16 protein-coding genes and 2 pseudogenes are annotated in these 19,543 nt (G+C 67.7%); 8 read left to right on the forward strand and 10 right to left on the reverse strand.

Going from position 1 to position 19,543, the window contains the following annotated elements:
* Nucleotides 1-160: 160 nt before the first annotated feature.
* Nucleotides 161-2,509 (forward strand): alpha-L-fucosidase, encoded by a 2,349-nt coding sequence (locus OHU89_RS46055; protein ID WP_405651951.1) that lies wholly within the window; start codon nucleotides 161-163, stop codon nucleotides 2,507-2,509.
* 130 nt (nucleotides 2,510-2,639) lie between these two features.
* Here the strand turns inward: OHU89_RS46055 and OHU89_RS46060 are convergent.
* Nucleotides 2,640-2,891, reverse strand: a pseudogene (locus tag OHU89_RS46060) (helix-turn-helix domain-containing protein); the annotation flags it as partial.
* A 397-nt stretch (nucleotides 2,892-3,288) separates the two neighbouring features.
* Between OHU89_RS46060 and OHU89_RS46065 the strand changes: the two are divergent.
* Genes OHU89_RS46065 through OHU89_RS46080 form a run of 4 tightly spaced genes read left to right on the forward strand, consistent with a single transcriptional unit; the run spans nucleotide 3,289 to nucleotide 5,693 of the window.
* On the forward strand, nucleotides 3,289-3,498 hold the full coding sequence (locus OHU89_RS46065) for a hypothetical protein (protein ID WP_405651953.1): 210 nt from the start codon (nucleotides 3,289-3,291) through the stop codon (nucleotides 3,496-3,498).
* 8 nt (nucleotides 3,499-3,506) lie between these two features.
* Nucleotides 3,507-3,869, forward strand: coding sequence for an MmcQ/YjbR family DNA-binding protein (locus OHU89_RS46070; RefSeq protein WP_266883513.1), 363 nt, complete (start codon nucleotides 3,507-3,509; stop codon nucleotides 3,867-3,869).
* 34 nt (nucleotides 3,870-3,903) lie between these two features.
* The gene (locus tag OHU89_RS46075) at nucleotides 3,904-4,191 is read left to right on the forward strand and encodes a pyridoxamine 5'-phosphate oxidase family protein (protein WP_405651955.1); all 288 of its coding nucleotides are present in this window, start codon (nucleotides 3,904-3,906) and stop codon (nucleotides 4,189-4,191) included.
* A 56-nt stretch (nucleotides 4,192-4,247) separates the two neighbouring features.
* Nucleotides 4,248-5,693, forward strand: coding sequence for a replication-associated recombination protein A (locus OHU89_RS46080; protein WP_405651957.1), 1,446 nt, complete (start codon nucleotides 4,248-4,250; stop codon nucleotides 5,691-5,693).
* Here the strand turns inward: OHU89_RS46080 and OHU89_RS46085 are convergent.
* Nucleotides 5,597-5,968 (reverse strand): DoxX family protein, encoded by a 372-nt coding sequence (locus OHU89_RS46085; RefSeq protein WP_405651959.1) that lies wholly within the window; start codon nucleotides 5,966-5,968, stop codon nucleotides 5,597-5,599. The genes OHU89_RS46080 and OHU89_RS46085 overlap by 97 nt on opposite strands.
* A 234-nt stretch (nucleotides 5,969-6,202) precedes the next feature.
* Between OHU89_RS46085 and OHU89_RS46090 the strand changes: the two genes are divergently transcribed.
* The gene (locus OHU89_RS46090; RefSeq protein ID WP_405651961.1) at nucleotides 6,203-7,312 is read left to right on the forward strand and encodes an LLM class flavin-dependent oxidoreductase; all 1,110 of its coding nucleotides are present in this window, start codon (nucleotides 6,203-6,205) and stop codon (nucleotides 7,310-7,312) included.
* The gene (locus tag OHU89_RS46095; protein ID WP_405651963.1) at nucleotides 7,312-7,752 is read left to right on the forward strand and encodes a tetratricopeptide repeat protein; all 441 of its coding nucleotides are present in this window, start codon (nucleotides 7,312-7,314) and stop codon (nucleotides 7,750-7,752) included. Before OHU89_RS46090 ends, OHU89_RS46095 begins: the two co-directional genes overlap by 1 nt.
* Before the next feature lie 273 nt (nucleotides 7,753-8,025).
* Here the strand turns inward: OHU89_RS46095 and OHU89_RS46100 are convergent, their stop codons facing one another.
* Nucleotides 8,026-9,213, reverse strand: a complete 1,188-nt coding sequence (locus OHU89_RS46100; RefSeq protein ID WP_405651965.1) for a right-handed parallel beta-helix repeat-containing protein — start codon at nucleotides 9,211-9,213, stop codon at nucleotides 8,026-8,028.
* A gap of 439 nt (nucleotides 9,214-9,652) precedes the next feature.
* Here OHU89_RS46100 and OHU89_RS46105 point away from each other — a divergent pair.
* A pseudogene (locus tag OHU89_RS46105) lies at nucleotides 9,653-10,753 on the forward strand (polysaccharide lyase family 1 protein); the annotation flags it as partial.
* A 172-nt stretch (nucleotides 10,754-10,925) separates the two neighbouring features.
* Here the strand turns inward: OHU89_RS46105 and OHU89_RS46110 are convergent.
* From OHU89_RS46110 to OHU89_RS46140, 7 genes are all read right to left on the reverse strand, one after another.
* Entirely contained in the window at nucleotides 10,926-11,741 is an 816-nt protein-coding gene (locus OHU89_RS46110) for an SAM-dependent methyltransferase (RefSeq protein WP_405651967.1), read from the reverse strand.
* Nucleotides 11,742-11,845: 104 nt separating this feature from the next.
* A complete protein-coding gene (locus tag OHU89_RS46115) occupies nucleotides 11,846-13,528 on the reverse strand; it encodes a hypothetical protein (RefSeq protein ID WP_405651969.1) in 1,683 nt (560 codons plus the stop codon).
* 24 nt (nucleotides 13,529-13,552) lie between these two features.
* Entirely contained in the window at nucleotides 13,553-14,242 is a 690-nt protein-coding gene (locus OHU89_RS46120; RefSeq protein ID WP_405651971.1) for a hypothetical protein, read from the reverse strand.
* Nucleotides 14,243-14,742: 500 nt separating this feature from the next.
* Nucleotides 14,743-16,212: a HupE/UreJ family protein gene (locus OHU89_RS46125; RefSeq protein ID WP_405651973.1), complete on the reverse strand. Its 1,470-nt coding sequence runs from the start codon at nucleotides 16,210-16,212 to the stop codon at nucleotides 14,743-14,745.
* Nucleotides 16,209-17,450 (reverse strand): DUF3500 domain-containing protein, encoded by a 1,242-nt coding sequence (locus tag OHU89_RS46130; RefSeq protein WP_405651975.1) that lies wholly within the window; start codon nucleotides 17,448-17,450, stop codon nucleotides 16,209-16,211. Before OHU89_RS46130 ends, OHU89_RS46125 begins: the two co-directional genes overlap by 4 nt.
* A gap of 234 nt (nucleotides 17,451-17,684) precedes the next feature.
* Nucleotides 17,685-18,527 (reverse strand): carbohydrate ABC transporter permease, encoded by an 843-nt coding sequence (locus tag OHU89_RS46135; protein WP_405651977.1) that lies wholly within the window; start codon nucleotides 18,525-18,527, stop codon nucleotides 17,685-17,687.
* A gap of 6 nt (nucleotides 18,528-18,533) precedes the next feature.
* Entirely contained in the window at nucleotides 18,534-19,526 is a 993-nt protein-coding gene (locus OHU89_RS46140; protein ID WP_405651979.1) for a carbohydrate ABC transporter permease, read from the reverse strand.
* Between the last annotated feature and the right edge of the window lie 17 nt (nucleotides 19,527-19,543).

Consider the following 19,543-nt stretch of genomic DNA (forward strand, 5'->3'; position numbering starts at 1 on the left):
CCGCGCATCGACTCGCCGAGAGCCACGCTCCGGAAGGGTGCGGTGATGAGCACCCACCTTTTCGTCCTACCTATAATCTCAACCTTCCCCTTCTGTCAGGGCAGTTGACAGCGTGGTGAGTCCATTCAATCATCAGACATCCGATGAATTGGAGCCGCTCATGGGTACGTATCCGAGACGTCAGGTCCTGGGCACGGCGGCCGGAGTCGCCGCCGCTGCGGCCCTTCCCCTTGCCTCAGCCACCGCCGCAAACGCCGTCGAACCGCTCGCCGAGTACGTCGGGCCGTGGGCCCCCGTCCCCGACCCCGTGCCTGTTCCACTCGACTCCCTCTACGACAACGACGGCATCGACACCGCCTCCGCACGGGGCGGCGACTTCGACGGCTCGGGCTACACGTTTCCGGGCGAGGAACTTCCCGCGGGCCGTGTCGAAGTCGACGGCACGCTCTTTGTCTTCCCGGCCTCGGACGCAGGTGCGAAGAACAATGTCGTCGCACTCGGCCAGCGCGTAGCACTGCCCAAAGGCCGCTACCTCTCGGCCCTCTTCCTCACCGCGGGCAGCTACGGCAACGCCTCCGGCAAGGCCACGGTCCACTACGCGGACGGCTCGACCACGACCGCCACCCTCGGCGGATCCGACTGGTACGCGACGGGTGGATCTCTGTCGGTGCCGTACCGCTACACACCGGACGGCACCAAGGACGAACACCGTGTGGGCATCGGCACGTCAGAGTTGTGGCTCGACCCGCAGCGCGACGCCGTAGCGATCGCGCTCCCGGTGACGAACCCGGCGCAGGCGAACAAGGCGTCGCTCCATGTGTTCGCGCTGTCCCTGCAACCTGCCGCCCAGGGGCGCGCACTGGCCCTGCGCGGGGCCCGGTCCACGAACTCGCTGTTGGAGTCGTCCGGCGCCCAGAGCATCGAAGCCACCGTCGTCAACGCGGGGACGGTCTCCGTCCTGGCCGCGGACGGCGTGTCGGTGGGCGTCGAGGTTCCGGGAGCCCGGACCGTCGAGGCCGCCCGTGTCCGCCGCCTGGACCCCGGTGAGCAGGCCCGCGTCCGCGTGGGCATCCGCAACCGTGCGGGCACCGCCCCCGGCACGGTCCGCGACGGCTCGGTGACCGTCACCGGACGCGGAACCCAAGTCGCCGCGCAGGAAAGCCGGTTGACCCTCGGTGTCGCCGACTACCAGCCCACCGTGTCCTCTCTCTCCGGCCACCAGGCGCCGTACTGGTTCCAGGGTGCCAAGTTCGGCATCTTCATCCACTGGGGCGTCTACTCGGTGCCCGCCTGGTCGCCGGTCGGAAAGCAGTACGCCGAGTGGTACTGGAACCACATGCAGGACCCGGCGAACGCCGTCTACGGGTACCACCGCGAGACGTACGGCGAGAACTTCGCCTACGACGACTTCATCCCGATGTTCACGGCGGAGAAGTTCGATCCGCGCGCCTGGGTCGAACTGTTCCGGGACGCGGGCGCGGAGTACCACGTACTGACCTCGAAGCATCACGAAGGCTTCGCCCTGTGGGACACGAAGGTCTCCGACCGCAACTCCGTGAAGATGGGCCCGAAGCGCGATCTCATCAAGGAACTTTTCGACGCGTCCCGCCGCTACACCCCCGAACTCCACCGCGGGCTCTACTTCTCCATGCCCGAGTGGTTCAACCCGGACAACCCCTGGATGGGTCACGCCCCGCGCAATCCATACAACCTGGAGCCGGTGCCCTACACGGGTTACACCGGGGGCAAGGACTTCGTGAAGGACTACCAGGCCCCGCAGATGCTGGAGTTGATCCAGGGCTACGACCCGGAGCTCATCTGGTGCGACATCGGCGGCGCCAACGACAGCCTCCACGTCCTGGCCGAGTACTTCAACCACGCGAAGAACCGGGCCAGGCCCATCGACGTCACCGTCAACGACCGTTCGGGCATCGGCTTCCACGACTTCACGACCCCCGAGTACACGACGTACGACAACACGGTCGTCGCCAAGTGGGAGTCAAGCCGCGGACTGGACCCGTTCAGCTACGGGTACAACAAGGCGACCCCGGACGACGCCTACATGACGACCGAGGAGGTCGTGCACAGCCTCGTCGACATCGTCTCCAAGAACGGCAACTTCCTGCTCGACATCGGCCCGCGTGCCGACGGCACCATCCCTGAGATCATGCAGACCCGGCTGCGTGAGACAGGCCGCTGGCTCCGCACCAACGGAGAGGCGATCTACGACACCACGTACTGGTCCCGGATGGCCCAACTGGGCGAGGACCTGCGGTTCACCGTCCGCCCGGACGAGGCCTTCTACATCCACTCCCTGGCGAGGCCGGGCACCAAACTCACCGTCGAAGCACCGATCCCGATCCGCGCCGGCGACAGGGTGACGATGCTCGGCCACGGCCGACCCCTGACGTGGACCGTCAGCAACGGGGCGCTGGTGATCGACGTCCCCGAAGCCGCACGCAGGGCGGGGCAGCACGCGTGGGTCTTCAAAGTGCACTGGCGTGCGTGAGAACCGAGGGACATCCTGAGCCCGACCGGTGGTCGCGACGGCACAACGCTGCTCGCGACACCGGTCCTGGGCCACGGCTCTCCTCGCGAAGGAGACCGGGTGACGGTGGATATCCACCGGCGGGGGAGTCTCAGGGAGCCGGGGTGGCCTGACGGGCCGCGTAGGCGGCGGGGGTGAGGCCGGTGTGGTGCCGGAAGAGGCGGCCGAAGTTGGCCGTGCAGCCGAGGTGGTCGGCGACCGCGCGGGCGGTCCACCGGGCGTGGCCGAGGAGGCGGCGTGCTTCGAACAGGCGGCGCTCGTCGATGACCTGCCGTGCTCCGGTGCCGGTGACGGCCTGGGCAGCTCGGCTGAGGGTTCGTACGGAACAGCCGAGCAGCCGGCCGTCGTTGGCGGGGCGGGGTTCCACGGCGGCCAGTCGTCGTGGTCGGCGTGGAAGTCCTCGACGGTGGTCACTTCCAGTCCGTACGGGGTGCGACCGGAGGCTGGAAGCCGTACTTGCGGGACGGACTCGGGCTCGGGCTCTGCGCGTGCGGCGGAGTCGGACCGCGAGGTGAAGAGGGCGGAGGAACTCCGCTTCGTTCCCGACGCGTGTTGTCCGTCGACCATCATGTGTCCGCAGTTTGCCGAGCGGATCGTCGTTCGCGAGGAAAGGATGGTGAGCTCGGGGCTCGCCGTCGTCGTGTTGCCGGTGCCGCCGCACGCGCTGATCATGCGGGAACGGCCCTTCGTTCTCTGGCCCGCCGGTCGGGGCAAGGACAGGAATCGAGGAGTGGACGACGTTGGACGAAGAAGCACTGCAGAAGACCGCGGCCGACTGCGCCGAAGGACTGCCTGGGGCCGGCCTGGAGTGGATCACGCTGGAGGGCGGAAACACCCTCGACGAGAAGGTCGTGAGGGAGCTGGTGACCGACTCCTACCGGCTGGTCGTCGGCCGGCTGCCGAAGTCCCGGCAGCCTGTTGATCCGCACACCTACGGCCGCCTCGTCTGACCCGCCTCATGTCCTTCAGCGGCGCGAAGCTCCAGGACACCGCCCGCGAGACGGCACTCGCGCTGCCGGGAGTCGGCCACGGGCGCCCGTTCACCGAGCAGCTGGACGTCTACAAGGTCGCGGGCAAGGTCTTCCTGATCGTCACCGACGACCCGGACGAACTCATCGTCACCCTCAAGGCGGAACCGGAGTACGGGCGGCTGTTGCAAGGCCAGTACCCGTCTCTCACTCCGGGCCGCTACCTCGACAAGCGGCACTGGATCTCCGTAGGAGCCGGCCGGGGTGTCACCGCTGACCTGGTCGCCGAACTCGTCGACCACTCCTACCAACTCGTCCTGGAGACGGTTCCGCACAACCGCCGTCCCGGATGACAACCGACCGACCGACCACGGACAAGGACCGCCCATGCACAGCATGTCGACCGAGGAATGGCACGCCTTCGTCACCCTCGGCGCGCCTACCGGACGGTTCGCCACCGTCGGGGCCGACGGCACTCCCAACATCACCCCCGTCTGGTACGTCTTCGACGGCGAGGCCTTCCCGTTCACCACGGGTGGCGCGACGGCCAAGGCCCGCAACCTGCGGCGTAACCCCCGTGCCGAGGAGTTCGGCAGGCGCAACGCCGTCCCCGGCGAACTCGTCGTCCGCCTGCACCCCACCAAGGTCATCGCCCACGGCGGCGTCACCGACTGACGAACACCCGGCCGCTCGCCACATCCACCGCGCGGCCAGGAGCCAAGGACCCGTCCATGAAGCACGAAGCACAAGCGCTGCCGCTGTTCGACGAGGACACGCAGCGTCCGCTGGCCGACCGGCTTCGGCCGCGCACCCTGGAGGACGTCGTCGGGCAGGAACACCTGCTTGCGCCCGACGCCCCCCTCGGACGCATGGTGGAGCAGGGGCGGCTGGTGTCGGCGATCCTGTGGGGGCCGCCCGGATGCGGGAAGACCACCATCGCCCGGCTCCTGGCGCAGCGGACCGAGCTGGCCTTCGAGCCGCTGTCGGCCACGTTCTCCGGTGTCGCGGACCTGAGGAAGGTCTTCGAGGCGGCTCGGCGCAGGCGCGAGATCGGTCAGGGAACGCTGCTGTTCGTCGACGAGGTCCACCGGTTCAACCGCGCCCAGCAGGACAGCTTCCTGCCCTACGTGGAGGACGGCACGGTCACCCTCGTCGGGGCCACGACCGAGAATCCCAGCTTCGAGCTGAACGGGGCACTGCTCTCCCGCTGCCGGGTGTTCGTCCTCAAACGCCTCGACGACACGGCCCTGGGTACCCTGATCGCACGCGCCGAGGAGCTGTCCGGGCGCGAACTGCCGTTGGACGACGAGGCCCGCCTGGCCCTGATGGCCATGGCGGACGGCGACGGCCGGTTCCTGCTCAACATGGCCGAACAGCTCCAGGCGCTGCCCGAGGGCACACCGCCGCTGGACACCTCCGGTCTCGCCCAGCAGATCCAGCGGCGGGCTCCGCTGTACGACAAGGCCCAGGAGGGCCACTACAACCTGATTTCGGCGCTGCACAAGTCGATGCGCGGCTCCGACCCCGACGCGGCCCTGTACTGGCTCGCCCGCATGCTCGACGGCGGCGAGGCCCCCTTGTACATCGCCCGCCGGCTCGTACGCTTCGCCAACGAGGACATCGGAACGGCCGATCCGCAGGCGGTGCAACAGGCCCTGGCGGCCTGGGACGTGTACGAGCGCCTCGGCTCACCCGAAGGCGAACTGGCCATCGCGCAGGCCGTCACGTACCTGGCGACCGCCCCCAAGTCCATCGCGGTCTACCGGGCGTTCGGCGCCGCACAGCAGCGCGCCCGCCGGACCGGCTCCCTGATGCCTCCGCTGCACATCCTGAACGCGCCGACCCGGCTCATGAAGAACATCGGTTACGGCGAGGGTTACCAGTACGACCCGGACATGCCGGCGACTTGCCGGCCGACGTGTTCGACCACCAGTTGCGCGCCATCGCCGAAGGCTGGCTCAAGGTCAGCGTGGCGAAGGTGTACCAGGGTCTTGAGTCAGTGCGCGAAGCACAGAGCGACCTGGAAGCCGGTGTGGCGCCGGGCAAGTACGTGGTGGTGCCGGGCTGAGAACGGTCGGGCTCACATAGCCAGGACGAGTGTGACGGCGGTCGCCGCGGAGACCAGCGCGAGGATGATGGGGGCCATGGCGTTTCCGCGCGTGGCGGGGTCGGCGTAGTCGCCGGTCTTGGTGTGGAAGCCCACCGCGCCGATCATCGTGATCCCGAAGCCGACGGCGGCGGCGATGCCCAGAGGCTGCCAGAAGAGCCCCACGACCAGGCCCACGAACGCGGCGACCTCGGCCAGTCCTATGAAACGGACCAGCGCGGCGCTCAGGCCCATGTGGGACTGGAGCCCCGCGGGCACGTCACCCTTCAGCAGTACCTTCGGCACGCCGGCGGCCAGCGACACAAGGGCGAGCAGCACGCTGAGGACCGCAGCGGTGATGTACATGGGGTGGTTCCCTCCGGTGTGGCCCGTCCCGGCGGGGGTCGTGGCCTCTTGGTTGTTTCGTCAACGGGTTCGGCACGAGGAACATAGGGAAGCGCGGATGATGTGTCAACTAGATGAGTGACCGTGGGTGGGGTATCAGCGAGAGCGGTTGACGGGTGCAGCTGGAATACGGATACACCGGGGCGCGTTACGGTGTCGTGGTTGATGTATCAACATCATGAAAGGCTGATCACGATGCAGTTCGGCATCTTCACCGTTGGTGACGTCGCCACGGACCCGGCCACGGGCCGTGCGCCGACCGAGCACGAGCGGATCAAGGCGATGGTCGCCATCGCACAGAAGGCCGAGGAGGTGGGCCTGGACGTCTTCGCGACCGGCGAGCACCACAACCGGCCGTTCGTGCCGTCGTCCCCGACCACGATGCTGGGCTGGATCGCCGCCCGCACCGAGCGCATCATCCTGTCGACCTCCACCACGCTGATCACCACGAACGACCCGGTGAAGATCGCCGAGGACTACGCGATGCTCCAGCATCTGGCCGACGGCCGGGTGGACCTGATGATGGGCCGCGGCAACACCGGTCCCGTCTATCCGTGGTTCGGCAAGGACATCCGCGACGGGATCAGCCTCGCCGTCGAGAACTACGCACTGTTGCGGCGGCTGTGGCGCGAGGACGTTGTGGACTGGGAAGGGAAGTTCCGCACGCCGCTCCAGGGCTTCACCTCCACCCCGCGGCCGCTGGACGGCGTACCGCCGTTCGTCTGGCACGGCTCGATCCGCTCGCCGGAGATCGCCGAGCAGGCCGCGTACTACGGCGACGGGTTCTTCCACAACAACATCTTCTGGCCGAAGGAGCACACCAGGAAGATGATCGACCTGTACCGGCAGCGCTACGCGCACTACGGCCACGGCAGTGCCGAGCAGGCGATCGTCGGCCTCGGCGGCCAGGTCTACATGCGCCGCAACTCCCAGGACGCCATACGCGAGTTCCGCCCGGTCTTCGACCACTCGCCGGTGATGGGCGGCGGGATGGCCATGGAGGAGTACATGGAGCAGACTCCGCTGACGGTCGGCACCCCGGAGCAGGTCATCGAGAAGACGCTGTCCTTCCGCGACTACGCCGGTGACTACCAGCGCCAGCTGTTCATCGTGGACGGCGGCGGAGTCCCGCTCAAGGCGGCGCTGGAGCAGATCGACATGCTGGGTGCGGAGGTCGTCCCGGTGCTGCGCAAGGAGTTCGCGCTGGGCCGGCCGGCAGATGTGCCCGACGCCCCCACCCACGTCTCGCTGCTCCCCGCCCGCGGCACCGACCACGCCCGGGAGTCGGCAGGAAGGGAAGACTGATGCCTGACAACACCGACAGCTTCAACGACTACCACGCGCAGGACGGAGTCGCGCCCGACCGCTGGGCCAGCGCTCTGCACCTGTTCGACAACGGCGCCGGCGTGCCGCACGAAGAGAGCGTCCTCGAACGCTGGGAGAGGGCCCAACTGCTCTTCGAGGCCCGGGACTACATCGGTGCTGCCCGTCTTCTCGCCGTCGTCGTCGAGGAGGTCCCGGAGCAGACCGGTCCCCGGCTGCTGCTGGCCCGCGCTTACTATCACTCGGCCCAACTGGGGCGCGCCGAGGAGCAGTTGCGTCAGGTAATCGAACGCGATCCGGTGGAGCACTATGCCCACCTGATGCTGGGCCGCACCCTGGAACGCCAGGGGCGTGGCGACGAGGCGGCGCCCTGGCTGCGGATGGCCGCAGCCTTCTCGGGCGAACCGCCCTCCCAGACCTGAAGCGGCGGGCGCGCCGAAGAGGGGCACCGGTCGATCCGGTGCCCCTCCTCGCTGTCCCGCGGACTGGTTCCCGGTCGGGTTCGCTTCGCTGGTTGTGCCTTGGTCGCCGAAGGCCGTCGTGTCGTTCGGCAGCACTGGTCGAGTATCCGGCACGGGGCGCCCTGCCCACGACCGAGACGCGGTTGAACGCGCGCGTCATGTCTGTCGTCGCCTCGGCCAACGCGAGCGCCGTCGCTCCGTCAGGTTCTTGACGACCTTTTCGGGCGCGCCCGCTTAGAACCGTGCCCCGACATCCGCGCCGTTGCTGGGGCGCAGGAACGTGGAGGACGGGATGGAGCCGTCGGCCGCCCGGGGGCCCGTGATCGTGCTCGCGTTGGTGCTGGCGAGTGACCAACTGCCGCCGAGGTTCCAGGAGTTGCCGCTGCCCGTGGAGTTCGATCCCAGCGATACGTCGGTGCCGTTGGCCACCGCGAGGTTCTTTGTCAGCGTGCTGGAGGAGCGGTTGAAATTGAAGCCGGTCTTCACGTTGTCCCACGCGGTGCAGCGTTCTATCTTCATCTGGCCCGGGTTGTTGTTGTCGACGAAGCCGCCGGCGGAGTTGTCCCACGCCATGCTGTTGCGCACGGTGTGGTTGGCAGCCACGCCGTTGCCGCCCATCTTGAAGCCGTTGCCGTCGCCCTGGTAGTCAGGCAGGTTCCACCGGTTGTACCCGTTGCCCCAGGCGAGCGTGTTCTCCACGAGGATCGGCGAGTTGTCGAACATCCAGAAGTCCAGGCCATCGTCGGCGTTGTTCCACAGCCGGGCGCCGCGCAACACGTTGCCGCTGCCGGCGCCTTCCTTGATGGCGATCCCGTCGGCGCTCTCACCGTTTTTGCGGGGGTCGCGGTTTCCGTAACTGTCCAGGTTCAGGATCTGGTTGTTGCTGGAAGCGCCCTGGAGGTGGAACCCGGACTCGTAGTTGTCCCGGGTGACGAGGCGGTCGAAGACGTTGCTGCTGGTGTCCAGGCCGAACACGCCGTAGGGGCCGTGGATGATCTCCAGGCCGATGAGCCGCCAGTACTCCCCTTCGATGTGAACGGCGCCGCGCTCGGCACGGGGGATGCTCGAATCCACCGCTCCCGGGGTGTACGGCATGTTCTCGCCGTCGATGACCACGCGTTCGCCGTTGTAGTTGCGCAGGGTGATGGGCTGGCTCGCAGTGCCGCTCTTGAGTAACTGAAGGTTCGCGCTCGGTGCGTATGTCCCGCCCCGGACCTGGATGGTGGTCCCCGCCTGCGCCAGATCCACGGCGCGTTGGATGGTCTTCAACGGGGCGGTGAGCGTACCCGCGTTGCTGTCGCTGCCGTTCGGCGCCACGTACAGGTCGGTCGCGGCGTGCGCACCGCCTGCGGAGCCCAAGGTGAGGAAGCCGGCCAGCAGTCCGGAGAGGGCGGTGGACGCGGCGACGTGCTTCAGGCGCATGATTCGTCTCCAGAGTGAGGCCTTGAACAGATGGCGGGAAAGCGCTTTCTGGAGACGTTAAGAAGCGTGTCATAGTCACGTCAAGGTGTCTGTGCATGATCGTTGTTTGTATCCGTGAATCCAGTGTGATGGTCGCTGCGGCGCCCCAGTGCGGGGGTGTGATGGGTTGGAGCCTTAACCGTGCGGGCTGGTACGCCTCTCCAGGGTTGGGACTCGCAAACTTAGGGGCCTACCGCATGAGGTGCCGCGCCACTACGTGTTCACCTACGTGAACAAATTCAGTACAACACTATTGACGCGGTCGTGACAGGTCCCTACGGTCCGAGAAAGCGCTTACCCACAGGGGTTCAGCTCGTGCACCTGGTGTTCCGTTGCCGGAACCAGAGGCCCACCGCCCGGCCGGCCCCCGACAGACGAACGAGAAGACGAGGAGACGAGGATGAAGCGACCACTCCCACTGCGACTCTATGCGGCCCTGGCCACGATGGCTTTCACGGCCGCGACCGGTGCGGTTCTGTCGATACCCGAGGCATCGGCGGCGACCGGTAGCGCCAGCGGATACGCGACCCAGAACGGCGGGACCACCGGCGGCGCGGGCGGGCAGACCGTACGGGCCACCACGGGAACCGCGATCCATGCGGCCCTGTGCGGCCGGGCCAGTAGCAGCACCCCGATCACCATCGAGGTCCAGGGGACCATCAACCACGGCAACACCACCAAGGTGTCGGGCGCCAGCTGCAACACCGCCGCCGGTGTGATCGAGCTCAAGGAGGTCAGCAACGTCACGATCATCGGGGTCGGCAGCGGCGCCGTCTTCGACCAGTTGGGCATCCACATCCGCGACGCCCGCAACATCATCATTCAGAATGTGACCGTCCGGAACGTCAAGAAGTCGGGCTCACCCACGTCCAACGGCGGTGACGCCATCGGCATGGAGCGCAACGTCCGCAACATCTGGGTCGATCACACCACCCTGGAAGCATCGGGTGGGGAGGCGCAGGGGTTCGACGGTCTTTTCGACATGAAGGACAACACCCAGTATGTGACGCTCTCCTACAGCATCCTGCGTAACTCCGGCCGCGGTGGTCTCGTCGGGTCGAGCGAGACTGACGTCTCGAACAGCTTCATCACCTACCACCACAACCGGTACGAGAACATCGACTCCCGCGCCCCCCTGCTGCGTGGCGGAACGGCCCACATGTACAACAACCACTACGTGAGCCTGAACGAGTCCGGCATCAACTCACGAGCCGGTGCCAAGGCCAAGGTGGACAACAACTACTTCGAGGACTCCAAGGACGTCCTCGGCACCTTCTACACGGACGCGGCCGGATACTGGCAGGTCAGCGGCAACATCTTCGACAACGTGACCTGGTCCAGCCCCGGTTCGGAGAACCATCCCGCAGGCCCCGACCCGAAGTCCAACACCACGGTGACCATCCCCTACGCCCACAGCCTCGACGCGACTGCCTGCGTGCCGAACATCGTGAGTCGGACGGCAGGCGCCGGCAAGGGTCTGCTGGTGTCGGACGGCAGCTGCTGACCGTAGACACGCGCACCCACAGCCGGCCAACCAGGGCCCCGGGATGGGTTGTGGCAACGTGCGGGACGGCGACATGGGTACCTTCTGGTTGCCGACCCGCACGACCGCTTTGATCGCGGGACCTGGGTCGTGCCGCGACGACCGCAGATTCCGTACAGCCGGTTGCCGCCTACGGCTTCCGGGCGAGACCGCCGTGCTCGGCGATGACGTCCGCACTGGGTGAACCAGGCTCCGGACGCCACTGCGTGACCGAGACGACGCCCGGCTCGACCAGTTCCAAGCCGTCGAAGAACGCGGTGATTTCCTCAACAGTGCGCAGGTTGTACGGCACCGCCCCGCTGTCGTTGTAGGCGTCCTGGGCCTGCTCGAAGACCGGGTCTATGCCGCGTGAGCCGTCGTTGATGGAGAGGTAACTCCCCGAGGGCAGGGCGTCCATGAGCCGCGTGACGATGGAGTGGGCCTGATCGCGGTCGGCGACATGCCCCAGGATGTTGCTGAGGATGAGCGCGGTGGGCCGACCGAAGTCCAGCGTCTTCGCGGCCGCGGCGAGGATGCGGTCCGGGTCCGTGACGTCGGAGTCGATGTAGGCGGTCGCGCCCTCGCGGGTGGAATAGAGCAGGGCACGCGCGTGGCCCAGGACCATGGGGTCGTTGTCGACGTAGACGATCCGTGCCTCTGGGGCGATCTGCTGGGCGACCTCATGGGTGTTCTGGGCCGTCGGAAGGCCGGTGCCGACGTCAAGGAACTGCCGGATCCCCGCCTCCGAGACCAGATAGGTGATGTTGCGGCGCAGGAAGGCGCGGCTGCTGCGGGCAATGGTGACAATGCCGGGGAAGACGTCGGTGTAGGCGTCGCCGGCCGCCTCGTCCACGGGGTAGTTGTCCTTGCCGCCCAGCCAGTAGTTCCAGATGCGGGCCGAGTGCGGGACAGAGGTGTCGATCTTGTGGTGCTCCGCTGGATCGGGCGTCGTCACGGGGTCGGTCATGAGTCGCGTCAGTCCTTCAGCCGAGGTATGGATCATTCATCGCACAACCTACGTCCGAACGCCCGTTTCGCGCCCACTCGTTGAGGGGTTCGGGTTGGGCGGCCTCAGCCGTTCCATTCCCAGGTCCGTACGAGACTGGTGCCGCTGACGGCCGCCAGCAGGTTTCCGTCGGGGTGAACGGTGAAATCGTCGTAACGGCCGGTCTGTTCGAGATGGCGGATCTCGGGATGGTGGGTCACCTGGGACAGCAGGCCTCGACGAAGCCACAGCACTCTCCCTTCGTCGGTGCAGAGCAGGCGCACGCCTTGGGCTCCCAGGCTGTCGGCGCTCTCGTGTCTGCTGAACTCCCGGTGCAGAACGATGGTTTGATCAGCCGTCAGCCAGACCCGTAGTTCGCGGAAGGTGGCGCACGCGACGTACCTTCCGGAGGGGGAGACGCTCAGCCAGCAGCCCGGTTTGAGAATCTCCAGCCGGTTGCGGATGTCCAGTTCGATCGGGTCACGATGGTGCTGGTGGACGTGGACCTTGTTCGAGGTGGCCATGGCGGCAACGGAGGCGTCGGCGCTGATGGCGGATGCCGCGAGGCCCTGAGGGCAGGGCACTTCGCGGAGAATCCGGCCGTCGTCGAAGTCGCGCACGGCCAGGCGGCGGCCGTCATGGGTCGCCAGAACGGTGCCGCCACTGGTGACCAGGAACTCGTCCTGGGCCAAAGGTGCGGTATGCCGCCGGTGTTCGCCGGACGTGCCCACGAAGTGGACGAGTTCCAGGCGCGTCCGGCGGGCGATGGCGACACTGTGGCGGGACGGGGAGACGATGGCCTGGTGGCCGAGGCGCAGTTCGGCTTCGCCCGGGGCACCGGGCAGAGCCTCGCCCGACTTCAGATCCCACCGCTCGATCGATCCGTCCCCACCGATGACGACCGCCGTGTGATCCGGCCCGAACCCGATCGTCGCCTGACCGCCGGACTGCCGCGTCCGGCGTAACTCGCCTACGAAGTTCCCCAGTCCCCGTCGCCGGCCCGGGGCAGCGGAGAGCTTGGACAGCACCTCGAAGGTGAAGGCCGCGGCGCACCTGGAGGCAGCGGGCTGCCAGACGTCGTCGTTGTCCTCGCCCTTGTCGGACAGCAGGTCGGAGATCCCCCGGACGACGAGTGCGCCGACGCCCGCGTTGACGTACGCGGCCTGCAGGAAGCCGTATCCCTCCATCTCCACCGCGAGCGCGTCACCGCAGTGTCGGGCGAGCAGCCGAGCCGTGGCGGAGCGCTCACTGGCCACCACCTTTGAGCCGGCGGCGAGGGGTTTGACGTAGGCCTTCGGGGTGCGGTCGGGCAGCGGAGACCTGATGCGGTTCCGCCAGGTTTCCGAGCGGGCGACCGACTGGGCGCGCTGGACGAGGGCGAAGGTCGACAGATGCGTGGTGATACGGGCCTGGAAGCCCTCCTCCTCGTCCTTGCCTCTCTCGTAGTCGTAGATGTGGCGGGCGGCGACGACGTCGCACAGCTGCACGTCCTTGATACCGCCCGCGATGCCCACGAAGAAGATGTGGTGAGGCTCGAACTCCGTCACGGCCCGTTCGACGAGGGCTGCGGCGGCGGTGTTTCCCTCTCCCGTCTCATGGCATGCCACGCGCCAGGTTGCGTGTTCGCCCGTGAATTCGCCGAGTTCGAACAGGGCTCCGCGGACCTCGTGTTCGGTAAGTGGTCCTTCGAGGTGATCCATCACCGCGGCCGACTCCTTGCCGAGCGCGCTGAAGACGACGATGTCCGCTCCGGGCGCCTGTGGCCTCATGGAATCTCTCTCGTTCCGGGCTGCTCAGGACAGCGTGGCATCGCCCAGGCCGCCGTAGAAGTACCAGCCGTCCTCGTCGCCCGATTTCGTCATCACGCACGCGATCTGGATCTGGTCCTGGTCGGTGACGTCGACCGAGAGTTCGGTGGCCTTGCTGGACTGGATGGTGGCGTCCTTCCCGATCGGGTCTCCGGCCGCGTTGGTGACCTTGATGGTCCCCATGGAACCGATCGCGTTGGGCGAGTCGGCCACGATGGCGGCCTGTGCCTGGAGCTGGGTGTATCCGCTGGTGCTGTAGACGACGCTGGTTCCGCTGCTGCTGCAGGTGAGCGTGATGCTCTTGGCGTAGTGCCGGCCGTGGACGGTGATGGGCTGGACGCTTCGGTCCCCCTCTACGGGGTCGAGGTCCGCGAGGTAGACGCTGGAGGCGTTCTCGGGTGTGCTCGGTTCGGGCCTTGTCGGATCGTCGGTCGGTGGATCCGTATCGACGTTGGCGCTCACTTTGGGTTCGGGTGTCGCTGTGACCGTTGCCGTGATGGTGGCGGTCGGCGTGGGGGCGTCGGCCTGAACCACCGTGACCCTGCCGCCGAAGAAGCCGGCCGCCACGGTTGCCATGCAGATGGCGAGGACCTCCAGCCAGCGCGGGATGACGCCCCAGCGACGGCGACGACGCCGCTCTTCCCTGTCGCTGTCCGTCTTCTTGTCGAGATCCATTTCTGTCCCCCCGAACGTCCGTGCTCCGGGCCGGGAACCGGTCTTGGGCCGTCGACCGCCGTCGTACGGCCGGGAGACCGTTCCGGCACTCGAGCGATGAGCTGACTGATGAGTGATGCCGTGTCAGGTCGTCAGGAAGGAGAGCGTGTCCTTCCCTCTCACGGCTGCCACAACAGTAGGGACACGGCACAGCGACAACACCGGAGTTGCCGACTCACCTACGAGCGCTCGAGACATTCAGGGGGCGCGCGCTCACAGCGCACGCCCTTCTACGATCGCCAAGGCCGTCAGGGGGAACACCGGCGGGTGCAGCGACTGTCCGCCGGCCTCGGTGAACGCTCACTGATCGGCGCTGGCCTGGCAGCCGCGCCGCAGTCCGCAGCGTGCGCCAACCAGGCCTGCACTGAGGCGAGTTCGGGTCGTCGCAGCAGTTGTGCGGGGGAGTGCGGGTAGTGCCGCCAGGCGTGCGCCTGCTCACCCAGCCGCGTGTACTGCGCGTTTCAGTCGTGCTCGTCGGCGACGCAATCGACCCTCTTTCGCACGGCCGCCTCGCGAACGAGCACTTGGTGCGCGTCACGCCGTTGGTCGTGATCGAAGCACTCGGGACATGCCGTCGTCGGGGTCTCGGCCGGTCCGTGTCGTGCGTGTCGACGGGCGGCCAGGGTCCAGGCGGTGGCGCCAAGTGCGGCCACTGTGAGGGCGGCGAGCATCGCAGTGGTGTGGGATCCGGCGCTGTCGGCTGCCCGGGCGACGGGGTTGGGCAGGCCGAGGCGGTCGGCCAGCCAGCCGAGCGCCGCCGTGCCGGTGAGCGCGGCGCCGGCCAGCCGCAGTAGGGGCTGGATGCGCAGGCGTGCGAGGAGCAGAAGCGAGGGCAGGGCGAGGCAGACCAACAGGAGCTGGACCAGCTCGATGCCGAGGTTGAAGCCGAGGAGGCTGGTCACGAGCTGTCCGGTGGACAGGTGCATCTCGGCCAGGACGAAGGAGAACGCCATGCCGTGACCGAGCCCGAAGAGCCCTGCCACGAGCGCCTCGCGGCCTGGGAACAGCGGGCGGATCGCGTGGACGGCGCCGATGAGGATGCTCAAAGCGATGAACGCCTCGACGGGCCAACCGGGGATGTCCAGGCGGCCGAGTGCGGTCGCGGCCAGCGCGACGGAGTGCCCGGCGGTGAAGGCGAGCGTGATGCGGCCGATCCGCCCGAGCGCGGAGCGCGCGCCGACCAGTCCGACCCATCGTCCTGCGGTGGCCGCCAGGGGCGCGGGCAGGAGCAGGATCAGCAGGAAGAGCAGGTGGTCGGTGCCGGTGAGGATATGGTCGCCGCCCAGCTTCACCATGGCGAGGAAGCCACGCCAGGCGCTGCCGTCGCCGAGGTCGACCTTCAGGGCCGGGACCTTCATGGTGCGGGTGTCGACCCGGATGGTGCCGACCTGGGTGGTGCTCTCGTCGTCGACCTGCCCGCTGGCCCAGTCCTGATGGACCGTCACCAGGACTGTGTGCGTGATGACTTGATGGACGATGACGTCGTAGTCGAAGGTGAAGTGCCGTACGTCGGCGCCGGCCGGCGGGGTGAGCACGGCCTCGGCGACAAGCTCGCGGTAGGGGCCGGTGGAGGTCTGCTCGGTGCTGCTGAGGCTCAGGTCGCCGACGCTGACCTGCCAGGCCTTGCCCCCGGTGCTGGTCGGGTTGATGTGTTTGCCGAGGTAGGTCCGGATGGCCTCGGCCTGCCCGGACAGCGTGGCCTGGGTGGTGTCGCTCAGGTCGATCCCGCTGGCCCGGGAGAGGTCGTCGGCAGGCAGTTCCAGCCGTGCGCTCACCGACGCCTGGTACACGTCGAGTTGCACCACAGAGTGCGGCATCGGATGCGCGGCGGCCGGCGACGCCCCGAGGAGGAGCGTCGCCGGTACCACGATCGCGATCCCGGCCACCAGGCGTGTCAGCGCTGCGGTCAGCCAGTTTCGCGGTCCGGTCATGAGAAGGAGAACTCGCTGCCGTAGTCGCGGGTGTGATCCCGGTACACGGTGTGGTAGTGGACCTTGTCCTGGTAGACGAAGCCGTTCTGGCAGACGAACTCGATCCACACGCTGGGGCCGTCGATGCGGACGTAGTCGCCCTGGGTGTCCAGGCCCGTACCGCCGGAGTAGCTGACATAGGTCTTGCTCAGCTCACGCGCGTACGTCCTCATGAGCTTCTTCGCGGTGGCGTCGTCCACGCCCGCGACCCACGGGTGGATCGCCGCCAGGACCAGCTTCTGCTGCTTGGGCGACAGCTCGCTGGCCTTGATGCCCTCCTTTGTCTCCGGGAACTGGCCGTCCTCGCCCGGGCCGAGCAGCACGTCGTTGAAGGACTCGGACAGCTTGGCCTTGGCCAGCTGCTCCGTGCTCAGGCTGCCGGTCAGGGCGAGCATGCCGTTGCGGAACTTCGCCATCGGCTCGTACGTGGTTCCGTCGTCCGCGGTCCAGCTGGTGGGCTCGACGCCGGTGAAGAACGGGCTGGCGCCGGCCACCTTGCCGTCCTTGTAGGTGACGTTCACGGCGAGGTGGTGGCCGCCGAACTGCAGCTGCCAGGTGCCGTCCGCCGACGGAGTGCCCAGGAAGGCCAGGAAGTAGATGTCGCTCCCGTACCCGCCACCGGCGCCGCCGCCGGTTCCGCCGGACGGCGGGGCGCCGCTGGCTGTGGCGCTCGGGTCGGCCGAGGCGGAGGTGTCGCTCGATGCGCTGCCCGACGGTGCGGCGGGCCCGGAGCCCGAGCCCTCCGCCGAGGCCAGCTGGTCGTCGGCCAGGAGGGTCTCAAGGACGTGCTCGTAGCCGGTGCCCTCGCCGGTCCCCAGGGCCACCTTCAGCACGTTCTTCAGGGCGGCCAGCTGGTCGTCGCTCAGCGAGCCCGTCTGGATGCCGACCCGGCAGGACGAGCCGCACGGCAGGTTCGACCACGCGGTCGCGTTCGCCTGGGAGTAGTCCAGGACTGTGGCCGCCTGCTGGTCGGAGTCCAGCGTGTTCAGGAACGCGTTGGCCGCGCTGACCACGGCCGCGACGCCGTTGGCCTTCTTGTCGACCGGGTAGTGGACCCCGGCCTTCTTGGCGTCGCTCGAGCTCGTCGCGGCGTTGGCCGCCACGAATCCGCCGCCGACGAGGACGACACCGGCGGCCACGCCCGCTATGCCTCGCCACGTTCGTCGGCTACGGGCCCGACGTGTTCTCTCTTTGCTCACGAACACTCCCTGAAGGAAAGGCGGGGACGTCGCCGACTCTGCGGACGGCGACGTCCAGAACACGCGCGCGCTGGATGAGAGAACTATCAGCAATATTGTTGACAGCTCAACGCGCGAGCCTTCAGGCCTGTCTCAATTGGGCGGCGGGCGCCCCTATGCGGGAAATATCCTGTGCTCGTTGACAGGTTGCTCTCATCGCGACTTCAGCCGCCGAAACGGCCGGCGCCCCAGCTCTCAGCCCTTGACGGCGGAGCTGGCCACGCCCTGGACGAACCAGCGCTGGAAGAAGGCGAAGACCACCAGTACGGGCAGGACCAGGAGGACGCCGAAGGCGAGGATCTGTCCCCAGTCCGGGGGCTGTTGGCCCTGGAAGACGCTGATCTCCAGGGGGAGGGGGCGTACCGAGGGGTCGGAGACCATCAGGACCGGCCACAGGAAGGAGCCCCACTGGATGAGGAAGGTCAGGATCGCGACCGAGGCGAACACGGGCTTGGACATCGGCACGATGATCGCGAAGAAGGTGCGCCAGGGGCCCGCGCCGTCCAGCCGGGCGGCTTCCTCGATGCTCGTCGGGATCTTCCGGAAGAACGTGTGGAACTGGTAGATGGCGAAGGCGTTGGCGATGAAGGGCACCGCCTGGATGTAGAGGGTGTTGCGCTGTCCGTTGAACATGTAGAAGAGCGGGACGGCCACCGACTCGAACGGGATGAGCATCAGCAGCAGGACGAGGGTGAAGACCGCTTCCCGGCCACGCCACTTCAGGCGGGACAGGCCGTACGCCGCCATCGAGTTGATGAACAGCCCGCCCGTCACCACCACGAACGCCACCAGTACCGACACGCCCATGAACTGCCAGAAGTAGCCCGTGCTGTCGGAGCTGAGGCTGTCGAGGACGGCGGAGTAGTTGTCGAAGGTCAGATGGGTGGGCAGGAAACCGGACAGTCCGTTCAGGACCTCGTCGGACGGCTTGAGGCTGCCCAGGAAGAGGTAGAGGACGGGCAGGACGAAGACGAACGCCAGGACGCTCAGGACGCTGTAGTCGAGGATGCGGCGGACGGGGGTGCGGGTCATGGCCATGGGAGGTCAGTCCTCGTTGTCGGGCCGGACGACGCGGCGCTGGACGATCGTCAGGACGAGGACGATCAGGAAGAAGACGACGGTGATCGCGGACGCCTGACCGATGTTGTTCTGGTCGAAGGCGGTGGTGACGGCCTGGTACATGACCGTGCGGGTGGCGTCCTCGTCCAGGCCGCCGCCGCGGATGAGGATGTACACCTGGTCGAAGATCCGGAAGGACATCACCGAGGTCAGCAGCGCGACGAAGACCAGCGTGCCGCGGATGCCGGGCAGCGTGACATGGCGGAACTGCTGCCAGCGGCTCGCGCGGTCCAACTCGGAGGCCTCGTACAGCTCACCGGGAATCTGCTGCAGGCCGGCCAGCAGGATGACCATCTGGAAGCCGACGCCCTGCCACACCGACAGCACGACGATCGAACCCATCGCGGTGCCCGTGTCACCGAGCCAGTCGAAGGCGCCCCAGTTGCCGAGACTTACCGCGTCCAGCAGAGAGTTGAGCATCCCCTGCTCGCTGCGGGCCAGGATCAGCCGCCAGATCACGGCGACCAGGGCCATCGGGAAGACCACCGGCATGAAGAACAGGGACCGGAACAGGCCGATGGCCTTGAGCTTGCGGTTGAGGAGAATCGCCAGGCCGAGGGCGAGACCTGTCTGGAGCGGTACGACGACCGCGGCGAAGGTGAAGTTGTTCAGCAGCGCCCGCAGGAACGGGCCGGACTGGTCGGGGTCGGTGAACAGGCGCCGGTAGTGCTCCAGGCCGAAGAACGACGGTTCCAGCGGGGAGCCGAGCCGCACGTTGTAGAAGGAGAGCACGACGGCGTAGCCGAAGGGGATGCCGACGAAGGCGATCAGTCCGCCGACGGCCGGGGCGACCATGAGCAGGGCGTGCACCCGGTCCTGGTTCCTGCGCCCGGCTTTCGGGGGTTTGGCGGACGGGGCGGAGGAGGCCTGCTTGGAGCGGCCGGGTGCCGCGGAGTGCGCGGGTTCCACGGTTTTCACGGGTGTGGGTCCTTTTC

The sequence above is a fragment of the Streptomyces sp. NBC_00019 genome, assembly GCF_045041015.1.
Taxonomy (GTDB): domain Bacteria; phylum Actinomycetota; class Actinomycetes; order Streptomycetales; family Streptomycetaceae; genus Streptomyces.

Excerpts from the sequence above, each read along its gene's own strand:
- OHU89_RS46055 (WP_405651951.1), top strand. The coding sequence starts at position 161 with ATGGGTACGTATCCGAGACGTCAGGTCCTGGGCACGGCGGCCGGAGTC.
- OHU89_RS46070 (WP_266883513.1), top strand. The coding sequence starts at position 3,507 with ATGTCCTTCAGCGGCGCGAAGCTCCAGGACACCGCCCGCGAGACGGCA.
- OHU89_RS46075 (WP_405651955.1), top strand. The coding sequence starts at position 3,904 with ATGCACAGCATGTCGACCGAGGAATGGCACGCCTTCGTCACCCTCGGC.
- OHU89_RS46080 (WP_405651957.1), top strand. The coding sequence starts at position 4,248 with ATGAAGCACGAAGCACAAGCGCTGCCGCTGTTCGACGAGGACACGCAG.
- OHU89_RS46085 (WP_405651959.1), bottom strand. The coding sequence starts at position 5,968 with ATGTACATCACCGCTGCGGTCCTCAGCGTGCTGCTCGCCCTTGTGTCG.
- OHU89_RS46090 (WP_405651961.1), top strand. The coding sequence starts at position 6,203 with ATGCAGTTCGGCATCTTCACCGTTGGTGACGTCGCCACGGACCCGGCC.
- OHU89_RS46095 (WP_405651963.1), top strand. The coding sequence starts at position 7,312 with ATGCCTGACAACACCGACAGCTTCAACGACTACCACGCGCAGGACGGA.
- OHU89_RS46100 (WP_405651965.1), bottom strand. The coding sequence starts at position 9,213 with ATGCGCCTGAAGCACGTCGCCGCGTCCACCGCCCTCTCCGGACTGCTG.
- OHU89_RS46110 (WP_405651967.1), bottom strand. The coding sequence starts at position 11,741 with ATGACCGACCCCGTGACGACGCCCGATCCAGCGGAGCACCACAAGATC.
- OHU89_RS46115 (WP_405651969.1), bottom strand. The coding sequence starts at position 13,528 with ATGAGGCCACAGGCGCCCGGAGCGGACATCGTCGTCTTCAGCGCGCTC.
- OHU89_RS46120 (WP_405651971.1), bottom strand. The coding sequence starts at position 14,242 with ATGGATCTCGACAAGAAGACGGACAGCGACAGGGAAGAGCGGCGTCGT.
- OHU89_RS46125 (WP_405651973.1), bottom strand. The coding sequence starts at position 16,212 with ATGACCGGACCGCGAAACTGGCTGACCGCAGCGCTGACACGCCTGGTG.
- OHU89_RS46135 (WP_405651977.1), bottom strand. The coding sequence starts at position 18,527 with ATGGCCATGACCCGCACCCCCGTCCGCCGCATCCTCGACTACAGCGTC.